Raw genomic sequence first — 12,768 nt, 5'->3', positions numbered from 1 at the left:
GGTCAGGGGCGCACGAGGCGTCGGGTTCGGGCAGTGCGGCGTACGGCGGGGCTGGGCCTCGCCGCGGCGCTGCTGGCGTCCGGCTGCGCGGCCCCCGAGGCGTCCGACACCATCGTGCGGGACATCCGGCGGACACTGGACGGACGCGCGGCCGCCGTCCTCGCCCACGACCGGGCCGCTTATCTGGACGCTCTCGCGCCCGATGCCACGCAGCTGCGGACGACAGCGAGCCGGGAGTTCCAGAACCTCGCGGACATACCGCTTCGCTCCTGGGAGTACCGGCTGGGGCAGGTGCGGCGCCAGGGCTCGCGAGCCGTCGCCGAAGCCCAACTGCGCTACCGGATAGACGGCTACGACGCCGCTCCCGTCACCGCTTCCCGCCGGCTGGAACTGGCCGAACGCGACGGCCACTGGTACGTGACGGCCGACCGCGCGGCCAAGGGCGCCGCCCAGCAGCTCTGGCAGCAGGGCGACGTCCAGGTCGTACGGGGCAGGCACAGCATCGTCCTCGCCGTCGGCCAGAAAGCTGAACGGCTGCGCGCGCTCGCGGCGACGGCCGACGGCGCGGTGCCCGCCGTCTCCGACGCCTGGCCATCGAAGTGGACGGGCCACGTGGTCGTGCTCGTCCCCGCCTCGCTGGATGCCATGGGCGCGCTGCTGGGCTCGCCGGCCGCCGGATACCGCGGGATAGCCGCGGTCACCACCGGCGAGACCCGAGCGGCCGGGACGGCGCCCGCGGACCGGGTGATCGTCAACCCGGACGCGTACGGAGTGCTCGGCGACTTCGGCCAGGGCGTCGTGCTCACCCACGAGACCACGCATGTGGCCACCCGCGCGCATACCTCGGCGGCCACGCCGATGTGGCTCTCGGAGGGTTTCGCGGACTGGGTCGCGTACCGGGGAACGGGTCGTACGACGGGCCAGACCGCCCCCGAACTCCAGCGCGCGGTCCAGCGCGGCGAGGTGCCCGCCGCGCTGCCGGACGACGCGGACTTCGCCTTCGGCGGCGACGCGGACGGGCTGGCGCAGGCGTACGAGGGCGGCTGGCTGGCCTGCGAGCTGATCGCCGCGCGGTGGGGCGAGGAGCGGCTGACGGCTTTCTACCGGGCCGTCGGGGACGGGAAGGACCGGGCGGGTGCGGTGGAGAAAGCGATGAACGACGTGCTCGGCACGACGCCTGCGGACTTCACGGTGCGGTGGCGGGAGTATCTGCGCCAGCGGCTGGAAGGCTGATCGGCGCTCGGGCTGTACGGTGGCCCGGCCCGCTCACCGTCCGGCGCCACAGCCGTCGGCAGGCGGTCAGCGCCGCGGCGACCAGCAGTCCGTTGCGTACGGCGAGGAGCAGCACGCCCAGCGGGTCGCTCGCCACCACATGCGAGAACCAGACCGGGAACTCCAGCAGCGTGATCCCCGTGGCGGCCAGCACCAGCCAGGCGGGCAGGGCCATCCGGCTCGCCCGGAAGTTGAGGCAGGCGGCGGCCGCACCGACCAGCCAGATCAGGTACTGGGGGCTGATCACCCGACTCGTGGTGGTGAACAGCAGCACCGCGGCGAAGGCCGCGTCGCACGGCGTGCTCGGCCCGAACTCCTTCGCCCGCAGCCGCCACAGCACCAGCCAGCCGAGGGCGAGGAGGCTGAGGGCGAGCGCAAGGGTGGAGACGAGAGGGACGTACGCGCCGACGAACTCCACCGACCCGTAGTGGAGCAGCACGTCGCCCTGCCAGCCGAAGTGCCGCGCCACATGGAAGGCCACCGCGCCCAGCGACTCGATCTCCGTGCCCCGGTCGCGCTGGAAGGCGAGAAACGCCAGTGCGCCCGGCAGTGCCGCGAAGAGCAGCAGCGTCAGCCCGGCCGCCGTGGCCGCGGCGGTGGTCCAGGAGCGGCGGGTGGCCCGGCCGCGCGGGGTGCCCGTGAGGAGCAGCAGCGGCCACATCTTCAGCAGCGCCCCGAAGCCCGCAAGCGCGCCCAGCGTCCGCGGATGACGCGCGCCGGCGAGCAGCGCGGCGACCGCGACGGCCGTGACCATCAGGTCGTAGCGGGCGTACGCGGTGGGGCCCAGCAGCGGCACGCCCCAGGTCCACACCCACAGGCCACGCCGCGATTTGCCGGGCCGCCCGGCCGCGTACAGCAGCAGGCCGAAGACCAGCGCGTCACTGAGCAGGGCGAGGACGAAGAAGGCGGAGGCATAGCCGAGGAAGGGCAGCAGGGCGGGGGAGAGGATCGCGAGCGCGGCTGCGGGCGGGTACTGCCAGGTGACGTCGTCCAGCGGAAATGTGCCGGTCTTCAGCACCTCGTACCAGCCCTGGTAGATCACCGAGACATCGCTGGTGACATCGGGGCCGGGCAGTACGACGACCTTGAAGACGCAGAGCAGCAGCGCGGCCCGGCTGAGGATCCACACCGCGACGGAGAGCCGTGTGCCGCCCTTGCTGCCGCCTACGCCCGCCATGAGCACCTCGTCCCTTTCGTCCCGGATAAGAGGTGCCCATGATGCCGGGCAGGGCCGTGCGGGAGCGATCAGGCAGGGCCGTTCGGTACTGTCGGCGACGATGCACAAGACCTTGATCGTGACCAACGACTTTCCGCCCAGGCCCGGCGGCATCCAGGCGTTCCTGCACAACATGGCGCTGCGTCTGGACCCCGACCAGCTCGTTGTCTACGCCTCCACCTGGAAGCGCGGCCGCGAGGGCATCGAGGCGACCGCCGCGTTCGACGCCGAGCAGCCCTTCACCGTCGTACGGGACCGTACGACGATGCTGCTGCCGACCCCGCGGGTCACCCGAAGGGCGACCCGGCTGCTGCGCGAGCACGGCTGTGAATCCGTGTGGTTCGGGGCGGCGGCCCCGCTCGGGCTGATGGCGCCCGCCCTGCGCAGGGCGGGCGCGGGCCGGCTGGTGGCCACCACCCACGGCCATGAGGCCGGCTGGGCGCAGCTGCCCGCGTCCCGCCGGCTGCTGCGCCGGATCGGCGAGGGCACGGACACGATCACCTATCTCGGTGAGTACACCCGCTCCCGCATAGCCGCCGCGCTGACGCCCGGGGCAGCCGGCCGGATGACCCAACTGCCGCCCGGTGTCGACGAGAAGACCTTCCACCCGGGCTCGGGCGGGGACGTGGTCCGCGAGCGGCTCGGTCTCGCCGACCGGCCGGTGGTCGTCTGTGTGTCCCGGCTGGTGCCGCGCAAGGGCCAGGACACGCTGATCCTCGCGATGCCCGCGATCCTGGCGAAGGTGCCTGACGCGGTGCTGCTGATCGTCGGCGGCGGTCCGTACGAGAAGGATCTGCGGAAGCTGGCGAGCGAGAACGGGGTCGCGAAGTCCGTGCGTTTCACCGGCTCCGTCCCCTGGGAGGAGCTGCCCGCCCACTACGGCGCGGGTGACGTCTTCGCCATGCCCTGCCGTACCCGGAGGGGCGGTCTCGACGTCGAGGGCCTCGGCATCGTGTATCTGGAGGCATCGGCGACCGGACTGCCGGTCGTCGCGGGCGACTCGGGCGGCGCCCCCGACGCCGTGCTCGACGGAGAGACGGGCTGGGTGGTCCGCGGTGGCTCCGCCGAGGAATCGGCCGAGCGGATCGTGGCGTTGCTCGAGGACCCCGAACTGCGCCGGCGGATGGGCGAGCGCGGCCGCGAGTGGGTCGAGGAGAAGTGGCGCTGGGACCTGCTCGCGGAGAAGCTCAAGACGCTGCTCTGACGCTCTGTGGCGGCCCTGTGGCGGCTCCCTGGCCGCTCTCCGGCGCCCCCTGACGGTTCCTGCGGCCACATGGCTCCGACCGCGTTGCTGCGACGGCAGCCCGGCGACCCGTCGGCCGGGCGCGTCACGGCATGCGTCCGCCGGTCCGCCCCTCCGGCCGTGGCCGAGGCGTGCGGCCCTCGCGGCCGAAGACGCACTCTTGACGGTCTTTCAGATTAGGTCTGCGCGACATATGGGCGGAGTCGGATATTCCGCTCATGATGCGCTCATGACATCACATCTGACGCGCCGTCAACTGCTGGGCATCGCAGCCCTGCAGGCCGCGGCCGCGTTCGGCTTCACCCGCATCGGTCTCTCCTCGGCAGCCGCCGTGGAGCCTTCCGCCGCCGACTACGCCCCCGCCGTCGTGATCGGCTCCGGCTACGGCGCGGCCGTCGCCGCCCTCCGCCTCGGCGAGGCGGGCGTCCGCACGGTCGTCCTGGAGATGGGCCGTCTCTGGGACACCCCGGGCCCGGACGGAAAGATCTTCTGCACCACCGGAGCGCCCGACCAGCGCTCCATGTGGTTCCGCACCCGCACCGAGGCGCCGCTGGCCACGTTCCTCTGGCTGGACGTCGTCAACAAGAACATCAGCCGCTACCCCGGCGTACTCGACCGCGTCCACCACGCCGAGATGTCGGTCTTCGTCGGCCGCGGAGTCGGCGGCGGATCGCTGGTCAACGGCGGAATGGCGGTGACCCCGCTGCGCTCGTACTTCTCCGAGGTCCTGCCACAGGTCGACGCCGCGGAGATGTACGACACCTACTTCCCGCGGGCCCGCGCGATGCTCGGCGTCAACACAGTGGACCCGGCCTGGTTCGAGTCCACCGAGTGGTACCGCTTCTCGCGGATCTCCCGCAAGCATGCCCAGAACGCCGGACTGAAGACCGTCTTCGTCCCGAACGTCTACGACTTCGGCTACATGCAGCGCGAAGCCGCGGGCCAGGCCACCAGGTCGGCGCTCGCCGGCGAGGTCATCTACGGCAACAACCACGGCAAGCGCAGCGTCGACAAGACCTACCTCGCGGCCGCCCTCGGCACCGGCAACGTCACCATCCAGACCATGAACCGGGCCAGAGCGATCCGGAGAGAGCCCGACGGCAGCTACGTCCTGACCGTCGATGTGACGGACAACGCGGGCCGGGTCGTCGAGACCGGAGAACTCGGCTGCAAACAGCTCTTCCTCGGCGCCGGCAGCCTCGGCACCACCGAACTCCTGCTGCGCGCCCGGGAGACCGGCACACTGCCCGCCCTCAGTACCGAGGTCGGCAGAGGCTGGGGCCACAACGGCAATGTGATGACCGGCCGCGCCAACCACATCTGGGACACCGTCGGAGCGAACCAGGCGACCATGCCCACCATGGGCATCGACGACTGGGCCAACCCCACGAACCCCGTCTTCGCGGAGATAGCGCCGCTGCCGATGGGATTCGAGCACTGGATCAGCCTCTATCTGGCGATCACCAAGAATCCCGAGCGCGGCACCTTCTCGTACGACGCCGCCACCGACTCCGCGAAACTCAACTGGACCCGGTCCCAGAACCAGCCCTCCGTCAACGCGGCCAAATCGCTCTTCAACCGCATCAACAAGGCCAACGTGACCATCTACCGGTACGACCTGTTCGGCGGCAACAAGCCCTTCGCCGACGACTTCACGTACCACCCGCTCGGTGGCTGTGTACTGGGCCGGGCCACCGACAACTACGGCCGCGCCAAAGGATATTCGGGGCTGTACGTCACCGACGGCGCCCTGGTCCCCGGCTCGATCGGGGTCAATCCGTTCGTCACGATCACCGCACTCGCCGAACGGAACATGACCCGGATCCTCGCCGAGGACCCCAGGGGCTGAACAGGGAACAGGGCCTGAACAGAGGCTGACCGACCGAGGCGCTCAGCCCCGGTAGATCGCCTCGATCTCGTCGGCGAAGTCCTTCGCCACCACATTGCGCTTCAGCTTCAGCGACGGCGTGATGTGCCCCGCCTCTTCAGTGAACTGGGAGGAGAGAATGCGGAATTTCCGCACCGATTCCGCCTTGGACACGGCCGCATTGCCGTCGTCCACCGCCCGCTGGACCTCCGCCAGCAGATCCGCGTCGTCGCGCAGCTCGACCGCCGTCGAACCGGCGGGCTTGCCGTTGTCCGCGGCCCACCGCCCGAGGAACTCCTCGTCGATGGTGACCAGCGCACCCACGAACGGGCGTCCGTCGCCCACCACCATGCACTCCGCGACCAGCGCATGCGCGCGGATGCGGTCCTCGATCACCGCGGGAGCGACGTTCTTGCCGCCCGCGGTGACGATGATCTCCTTCTTGCGTCCCGTGATCGCGAGGTAGCCGTCCTCGTCCAGGGTGCCGATGTCGCCCGTGTGGAACCAGCCGTCGGCCAGCGCGTCCGCGGTCGCGGCCTCGTTGTTCCAGTACCCCTGGAAGAGATGCTCGCCGTGCAGCAGCACCTCGCCGTCGTCCGCTATCCGCACCACCGAGCCCGGCAGCGGCTGACCGACCGTGCCGATCTTCTGCCGGTCCCACGGGTTGAACGCGGTCGCCGCACACGACTCGGTGAGGCCGTAGCCCTCGAGCACCGTGAAGCCGATACCGCGGAAGAAGTGGCCGAGCCGCTCGCCCAGCGGAGCCCCGCCGGAGACCGCGTACTCACCGCGCCCGCCCAGCACCGCACGGAGCTTGCTGTAGACGAGCCTGTCGAAGACCTTGTGCTTGATCTTGAGACCCATCGAGGCGCCCTCGGGTGTGCCGAGCGCCTTGCTGTAGGCGATCGCCGTGTCCGTGGCCTTGTCGAAGATCTTGCCCTTGCCGTCCGCCTGGGCCTTCGCCCGCGCCGAGTTGTAGACCTTCTCGAAGACGCGCGGCACACCGAGGATCAGCGTCGGCCGGAAGGAGGCCAGCTCATCGGTGAGGTTCTTGATGTCCGGTACGCAGCCGAGCTTGATGGGCGCCATCACGGCGGCGAGCTCGACCATGCGGCCGAAGACATGCGCGGCCGGGAGGAAGAGCAGCACCGAGCTGTCGCCGGTACGGAACAGGGGCTTGAGGCGCTCGACCAGGTTGCCGATCTCCGCGAAGAAGCTGCGGTGAGTGAGCACACAGCCCTTGGGGCGGCCGGTGGTGCCCGAGGTGTAGACGATGGTCGCCGGGTCGTCCGCCTTGGCGGCGGCGCTGCGCGCGTTGACCGTCTCGTCGCTGACATCGGCGCCGGCCGCGACCAGTTCGTCGACCGCGCCCTTCTCGATCTGCCAGACATTCCGCAGACCGGGCAGCCGGTCCCGTACGGACTCCACGGCGGCGGTGTGCGTGTCGCTCTCGACGATCACCGCGACCGCGCCCGAGTCGCCGAGGATCCACTGGACCTGTTCGGCGGAGCTGGTCTCGTACACCGGGACGGTGACCGCGCCTGCGCTCCAGATCGCGAAGTCGAGCTGCACCCACTCGTACCGGGTGCGGGACATCAGGCCCACCCGGTCACCGGGCTGGACACCCGCGGCGATCAGGCCCTTGGCTGCGGCCCGCACCTCCGCGAGGAACTGCTTGGCACTGACGTCCGTCCAGACGCCCGCCACTTTGCGGCCCATGACGGCAACATCGGGATGCTGAGTGGCATTGCGGCGGATGAGATCCGTCAGATTGCCGTCCGCAGGGACCTCGTACAGGGCCGGAAGGCTGAACTCGCGCAAGACTGCTGCTCCTCATCGGGCGCCGGCGCCACGGCTCTGTGTGATGCACCGGCAGCGGTCCAAGATCGGGCAGGTGCTCATGTGGGGTGAGCACGACTGGACTGCCCGGACGTTACCCACCAGTACTCGGTTCCGGATAGGGGGTTCAGGCCAGATGTTCGCTGCGTCACACGCTTATGGCAGTACTTCGCGCAGAGTAGTCCACACTCGAGAGGACTCGGTAGAACGGCTGGTCCGCCCCGCCCTACCCAGGCGCAACAGGGCGTCCTAGGGTGATCGTCATGCGAGGCATGCGAGTCAATGTGGTCAGTGACGTGCACGGCAACGCCAAAGATCTCGCCATGGCGGGCGACGGCGCCGACGCACTCATCTGTCTCGGTGACCTGGTGCTCTTCCTCGACTACGCCGACCACTCGCGCGGCATCTTCCCCGACCTCTTCGGCGTCGACAACGCCCACTTGATCGTGGAACTGCGCACGGCCCGCCGCTTCGACGAGGCCCGTGAGCTGGGCCGCAGACTCTGGTCCGAGCTCGAGATGGACCGGGAGAGCGCCATCGAGTCGGCCGTACGACGCCAGTACGCCGAGATGTTCGCGGCCTTCCCCACCCCGACGTACGCCACCTACGGCAATGTCGACATACCGTCTCTCTGGCCGGAGTACGCACGCCCCGGCACCACCGTCCTGGACGGCGAGCGCATCGAGATCGGCGGCCGCGTCTTCGGCTTCGTCGGCGGCGGACTGCGCACCGAGATGCGTACCCCGTACGAGATCTCCGACGAGGAGTACGCGGCCAAGATCGAGGCGCTCGGAGAGGTCGATGTGCTCTGCTCGCACATCCCGCCCGAGGTCCCCGAGTTGACCTACGACACCGTCGCGCGCCGCTTCGAGCGCGGCAGCCACGCACTGCTGGACGCGATCCGTCGCACCCGGCCCGCGTACGCGCTCTTCGGCCATGTCCACCAGCCGCTCGCCCGCCGGATGCGCATCGGCGCGACGGAGTGCGTCAACGTCGGACATTTCGCGTCGACCGGGCGACCTTGGGCCCTGGAATGGTGAGACCGGGCCATGGAGTGGCGGCCGGTCAGGTCGCGATAGCCTGCACACCACACCACCCCCGGTCCGTACCGCACTGTGAGGAGCCGCAGCGATGGCGGAACACACCAGCTCGAGCATCACGATCGATGCGGCGCCGGCCGACGTGATGGGCGTGATCTCCGACTTCGCCCGCTACCCGGAGTGGACCGGCGAGGTGAAGGAGGCCGAGGTGCTCGCCACCGACGCCAAGGGCCGCGCCGAGCAGGTCCGGCTGGTCCTCGACGCCGGCGCGATCAAGGACGACCACACCCTCGCGTACACCTGGAACGGTGAGAACGAGGTCAGCTGGACGCTGGTGAAGTCCCAGATGCTGCGCACCATCGACGGCTCGTACACCCTCGCCGCGGTCGGCGGCGGTGACCGCACCGAGGTCACCTACCAGCTGACCGTCGACGTCAAGATCCCCATGCTCGGCATGATCAAGCGCAAGGCCGAGAAGGTCATCATCGACCGCGCCCTGGCCGGCCTGAAGAAGCGCGTCGAGAGCGGGCCCGCCGCCTGATGCGCAAGGTCCTCGTCACCGGCCTCGGCGGCGCGGGCCGTACCACCGTCGCCGCTGCCACCGCGCTCGCCGCGGCGCGGCGCGGCAAGCGCGCCCTGTTCCTCTCCGCCGAGCCCGGCGAGGTTCTCGGCATGCCCGTCACCGGCCACCTCGGCGAACCGGCCGAGGTCACGGACGGTCTGTGGGCCGCGCGCATCGACTCCGGCGCCGACTTCCGCGCCGAGCTGCTCACCCTCCAGGAGCGCAGCACCGCCGCGCTCGATCTGCTGGGCGCGGCGCGGCTGGAGGACGAGGAGCTGACCGAGCTCCCGGGCAGCGACCAGTTCGCACTGCTGCGCGCGCTGAAGACCGCCGCCGACGGCGACTGGGACGTGGTCGTCGTCGACATGCCGCCGCTGCGCGAGACCATCGCGCTGCTCGCCCTGCCGGAACAGCTGCGCCGCTATCTGCGCCGGCTGCTGCCGGCCGAACGGCAGGTCGCCCGCGCGCTGCGCCCGATGCTCGCCCAGCTCGCCGGCGTACCGATGCCCGCGCAGTGGCTCTACGAGACGGCCGGGCGCTGGGACACCGAACTGGCCGCTGTCCAGACAGTGATCGAATCCTGCAACACGACCCTGCGGGTCGTCGCCGAGCCCGGACCCACGGCCGCCGACGCCCTGCACACGGCCCGCGCCGGTCTCGCGCTGCACGGACTGCGGATCGACACCGTCGTACCGAACCGGATCCTGCCACTGGACTCGGCCGACACCTGGCTCGCCACCCTCTCCGCACAGCAGGGCAAGTATCTGCGCCAGTGGTACGAGGAGTGGGTGCCCGAGGCCTCGCTGTGCGAGGTACGGCACCTCGGCCGCGACCCACGCGGCCTCGACGACCTCACGCTCCTCGACACACAGTCGTCCTGCACCACCTTCGAGGAGGCAGGCACCGGCGGCGGCCTCCTCCAGGGCGACGGACTCGCCGTCGAACTCGACGGGGACTCCGAACATCGCTACGACGACCCCTGGCGGGTCGAGTACCCGGGGACGCCGGACGACCAGGACGACCCGCGCTACGTATGGTCGCTCCGCGTGCCCGGCGCCGTGAAGGAGGACGTCTCGCTGGTGCGCCGCGGCGACGAACTGCTGGTCACGGTCGGCCCGTTCCGCAGGATCGTTCCGCTGCACTCAGTGCTCCGACGCTGCACCGTCTCGGGCGCCGGCCTCGCGGACGAGGTGCTGAAGGTCCGCTTCACGCCGGACCCCGAGCTGTGGCCGCGGACACGCTGAACGCGCCGCCTCCATTCGGGTAACGTCGAGAGTACGAACCCTCCGTTCCGCCCGCGCTTCCGCAGGAGTACGCCATGAGCGATGCCACTGAGCGTCCCGCCGTCGACGACGACGCCTGGGCCAAGGCGTGCGCCGAGGATCTTGAGGCGGAGAAGGCCCGCCGCCGCGCGCAGCACGGGCCGCCGCCCGGTTCCGCGGGCGAGGAACTGCGCAAACTGCTCGACGCCGTCGCCGACAAGGTCTCCTCGTTCCAGACGTCGCTGCCCGGCATGGCCGCGCAGAACGCCGTACAGCAGCTGGTCAGCCAGGCGAAGGCCGCCGTCGAGCCGGTCATGGAACGCAACCCGGAGATCTTCGACCACCTCGCGGCGGCGGGCGGCGAGCTGCTTGCCGCCTATCGATCCGCAGTCGAGGGGCACGAGCGACGCTGGACCCAGGGGCCGAAGCCCTCCGGAGACTCCAAGGACCCGCGGGACGAGGGCCCGGGGCCGAGCGAGCACATCGACCTGGACTGATCAGGACTGTGCCCGCCCTCGGGTACGGTTGGCCTTAGCGGGGCTCGACCGAAAACTGAGGGACACATGGGACTCACCATCGGCGTCGATATCGGCGGTACGAAGATCGCAGCGGGCGTCGTCGACGAAGCGGGCACCATTCTCGAGACGCACACGGTGCCCACGCCGGCGACCCCACAAGGCATCGTCGACGCGATCTCCTCTGCCGTCGCAGGGGCCGGCAAGGGGCACGACATCGAGGCCGTCGGCATCGGCGCCGCCGGATACGTGGACGACAAGCGCGCCACCGTCCTGTTCGCGCCGAACATCGACTGGCGCCACGAACCGCTGAAGGACGAGATCGAGCAGCGCGTCGGGCTGCCGGTGGTCGTGGAGAACGACGCCAACGCGGCCGCCTGGGGCGAGTACCGCTTCGGCGCCGGCCAGGGCCACGAAGACGTCATCTGCATCACGCTCGGCACCGGCCTCGGCGGAGGCATCATCATCGGCAACAAGCTGCGCCGCGGGCATTTCGGCGTGGCCGCGGAGTTCGGCCACATCCGGGTGGTCCCGGACGGTCTGCTGTGCGGCTGCGGCAGCCAGGGCTGCTGGGAGCAGTACGCCTCGGGGCGCGCTCTTGTCCGCTACGCCAAGCAGCGCGCCAACGCCACTCCGGAGAACGCCGTGGTCCTCCTCGGGCTCGGCGACGGCACGGTCGAAGGCATCGAGGGCAAGCACGTCAGCGCGGCCGCCCGGCAGGGCGACCCGGTCGCGATCGACTCCTTCCGCGAACTGGCGCGCTGGGCGGGCGCGGGCCTGGCCGATCTGGCCTCGCTCTTCGACCCGTCGGCGTTCATCGTGGGCGGCGGCGTCTCGGACGAGGGCGAGCTGGTCCTCGACCCGATCCGCAAGTCCTTCCGCCGCTGGCTGATCGGCGGCAAGTGGCGCCCGCACGCTCAGGTGCTTGCGGCCCAACTGGGCGGCAAGGCGGGCCTGGTGGGCGCGGCGGACCTGGCGCGCCAGGGCTAGTTGTCCTCAACCGCCGAATTTCTGTCCTCAATCGCCGGGCGGCCGAATTTTGGCCCGCCCGGCGATTGAGGTCTGTGGCCTGGGGCGAAGCCCCGGAAAAGGCCCGCGCCGTCGTATCTTGCTCATATGGCGATCACCGCGCTTCCCGACTCCCGCACCGAGCCGGACGGTTCGGCCGTGATCCGGGTACTCAGCTACAACATCCGCTCGATGCGCGACGACGAGGACGCACTGGCCCGGGTGATCCGCGCCTGTCGGCCCGACCTTGTGTTCATCCAGGAGGCGCCGCGCTTCTTCCGCTGGCGCAAGCACGCCGCGCGGCTCGCGGCCAAGAGTGACCTTGTGATGCTGACCGGCGGAGCGACAGCGACCGGGCCGATGCTGCTCTGCTCGCTGCGCGCGACCGTGGAGCGTACGGAGGATGTGCTGCTGCCGCTCACTCCAGGCCTGCACCGGCGGGGCTTCGCCACGGCGGTGGTACGGATCGGGGCCGCCCGGATCGGGCTGCTCAGCTGTCATCTGAGCCTGCAGACGGACGAGCGCTACGCACAGTCCGGGATGCTGCTGGACCGGCTGACGGCGATGGACGTGCCGTACGCGATCGTGGCCGGCGACCTCAACGACCGGCCCACCGGACGGAGCTTCCGCCGGCTGGCGGCGGAGCTGCAGGACTGCTGGGCGGTCGCGCCATGGGGCGGTGAGTACACCTCGACACCCGATGACCCGCATCAGCGGATCGACGCGATCCTCGCGACCGAAGGCGTCCAAGTGCTGGGCTGCGGAGTGCCGTTGGACATCCCGGGCATCACCGGGTCCGACTTGCGCGCGGCGACGGACCACCTGCCGGTGCTGGCGGCGCTGCGCGTCCCCGCGGTCGGAGCGCATGCCGTCTGAACCGTGGCCGGCAGAAAGAGATCAGCAGAAGCAATCGGCAGAAGGAAGTAGAAGGAACCAGAAGGAAT

General features: G+C 70.5%; 11 protein-coding genes. 9 read left to right on the top strand and 2 right to left on the bottom strand.

Going from position 1 to position 12,768, the window contains the following annotated elements:
• The first annotated feature begins 33 nt into the window (after window positions 1–33).
• Window positions 34–1,233 (top strand): hypothetical protein, encoded by a 1,200-nt coding sequence (locus OG735_RS11645; RefSeq protein ID WP_327323075.1) that lies wholly within the window; start codon window positions 34–36, stop codon window positions 1,231–1,233.
• Here OG735_RS11645 and OG735_RS11640 read toward each other — a convergent pair.
• Window positions 1,187–2,449, bottom strand: coding sequence for a glycosyltransferase 87 family protein (locus OG735_RS11640; protein ID WP_327323074.1), 1,263 nt, complete (start codon window positions 2,447–2,449; stop codon window positions 1,187–1,189). The two genes, OG735_RS11645 and OG735_RS11640, sit on opposite strands and share 47 nt — an antisense overlap.
• Before the next feature lie 100 nt (window positions 2,450–2,549).
• On the opposite strand from OG735_RS11640, the gene OG735_RS11635 reads away from it, so the two are divergent.
• Window positions 2,550–3,692 (top strand): glycosyltransferase family 4 protein, encoded by a 1,143-nt coding sequence (locus tag OG735_RS11635; protein ID WP_327323073.1) that lies wholly within the window; start codon window positions 2,550–2,552, stop codon window positions 3,690–3,692.
• A gap of 268 nt (window positions 3,693–3,960) precedes the next feature.
• On the top strand, window positions 3,961–5,580 hold the full coding sequence (locus tag OG735_RS11630; protein WP_327323072.1) for a GMC oxidoreductase: 1,620 nt from the start codon (window positions 3,961–3,963) through the stop codon (window positions 5,578–5,580).
• Between the two features lie 42 nt (window positions 5,581–5,622).
• Here OG735_RS11630 and OG735_RS11625 read toward each other — a convergent pair whose 3' ends face one another.
• Window positions 5,623–7,419 (bottom strand): AMP-dependent synthetase/ligase, encoded by a 1,797-nt coding sequence (locus tag OG735_RS11625; RefSeq protein ID WP_327323070.1) that lies wholly within the window; start codon window positions 7,417–7,419, stop codon window positions 5,623–5,625.
• A gap of 290 nt (window positions 7,420–7,709) precedes the next feature.
• Here OG735_RS11625 and OG735_RS11620 point away from each other — a divergent pair, with 290 nt between their 5' ends.
• The 6 genes from OG735_RS11620 to OG735_RS11595 all read left to right on the top strand — a co-directional run bounded on the left by OG735_RS11620 (window position 7,710) and on the right by OG735_RS11595 (window position 12,700).
• Window positions 7,710–8,477, top strand: a complete 768-nt coding sequence (locus OG735_RS11620) for a metallophosphoesterase family protein (protein WP_327328282.1) — start codon at window positions 7,710–7,712, stop codon at window positions 8,475–8,477.
• A gap of 91 nt (window positions 8,478–8,568) precedes the next feature.
• On the top strand, window positions 8,569–9,018 hold the full coding sequence (locus tag OG735_RS11615; protein WP_327323069.1) for an SRPBCC family protein: 450 nt from the start codon (window positions 8,569–8,571) through the stop codon (window positions 9,016–9,018).
• Window positions 9,018–10,283, top strand: coding sequence for an ArsA family ATPase (locus tag OG735_RS11610; RefSeq protein WP_327323068.1), 1,266 nt, complete (start codon window positions 9,018–9,020; stop codon window positions 10,281–10,283). Before OG735_RS11615 ends, OG735_RS11610 begins: the two co-directional genes overlap by 1 nt.
• Window positions 10,284–10,357: 74 nt before the next feature.
• On the top strand, window positions 10,358–10,798 hold the full coding sequence (locus tag OG735_RS11605) for a DUF5304 domain-containing protein (protein ID WP_327323067.1): 441 nt from the start codon (window positions 10,358–10,360) through the stop codon (window positions 10,796–10,798).
• 66 nt (window positions 10,799–10,864) lie between these two features.
• Window positions 10,865–11,806 carry an ROK family glucokinase gene (locus OG735_RS11600; RefSeq protein WP_327323066.1) on the top strand — a complete coding sequence of 314 codons (942 nt, stop codon included), beginning with the start codon at window positions 10,865–10,867 and terminating at the stop codon, window positions 11,804–11,806.
• Window positions 11,807–11,932: 126 nt separating this feature from the next.
• A complete protein-coding gene (locus tag OG735_RS11595) occupies window positions 11,933–12,700 on the top strand; it encodes an endonuclease/exonuclease/phosphatase family protein (protein WP_327323065.1) in 768 nt (255 codons plus the stop codon).
• Window positions 12,701–12,768 lie beyond the last annotated feature (68 nt).

The sequence above is a fragment of the Streptomyces sp. NBC_01210 genome, from assembly GCF_036010325.1.
In the GTDB taxonomy this organism is placed as follows: Bacteria; Actinomycetota; Actinomycetes; order Streptomycetales; family Streptomycetaceae; genus Streptomyces.
This window is presented reverse-complemented; position numbering and strand designations above follow the sequence as displayed.

What these genes read in the sequence shown, in the direction of transcription:
- OG735_RS11640 (WP_327323074.1), bottom strand. Translation starts at nt 2,449, where the DNA reads ATGGCGGGCGTAGGCGGCAGCAAGGGCGGCACACGGCTCTCCGTCGCG.
- OG735_RS11635 (WP_327323073.1), top strand. Translation starts at nt 2,550, where the DNA reads ATGCACAAGACCTTGATCGTGACCAACGACTTTCCGCCCAGGCCCGGC.
- OG735_RS11630 (WP_327323072.1), top strand. Translation starts at nt 3,961, where the DNA reads ATGACATCACATCTGACGCGCCGTCAACTGCTGGGCATCGCAGCCCTG.
- OG735_RS11620 (WP_327328282.1), top strand. Translation starts at nt 7,710, where the DNA reads ATGCGAGTCAATGTGGTCAGTGACGTGCACGGCAACGCCAAAGATCTC.
- OG735_RS11615 (WP_327323069.1), top strand. Translation starts at nt 8,569, where the DNA reads ATGGCGGAACACACCAGCTCGAGCATCACGATCGATGCGGCGCCGGCC.
- OG735_RS11610 (WP_327323068.1), top strand. Translation starts at nt 9,018, where the DNA reads ATGCGCAAGGTCCTCGTCACCGGCCTCGGCGGCGCGGGCCGTACCACC.
- OG735_RS11605 (WP_327323067.1), top strand. Translation starts at nt 10,358, where the DNA reads ATGAGCGATGCCACTGAGCGTCCCGCCGTCGACGACGACGCCTGGGCC.
- OG735_RS11600 (WP_327323066.1), top strand. Translation starts at nt 10,865, where the DNA reads ATGGGACTCACCATCGGCGTCGATATCGGCGGTACGAAGATCGCAGCG.
- OG735_RS11595 (WP_327323065.1), top strand. Translation starts at nt 11,933, where the DNA reads ATGGCGATCACCGCGCTTCCCGACTCCCGCACCGAGCCGGACGGTTCG.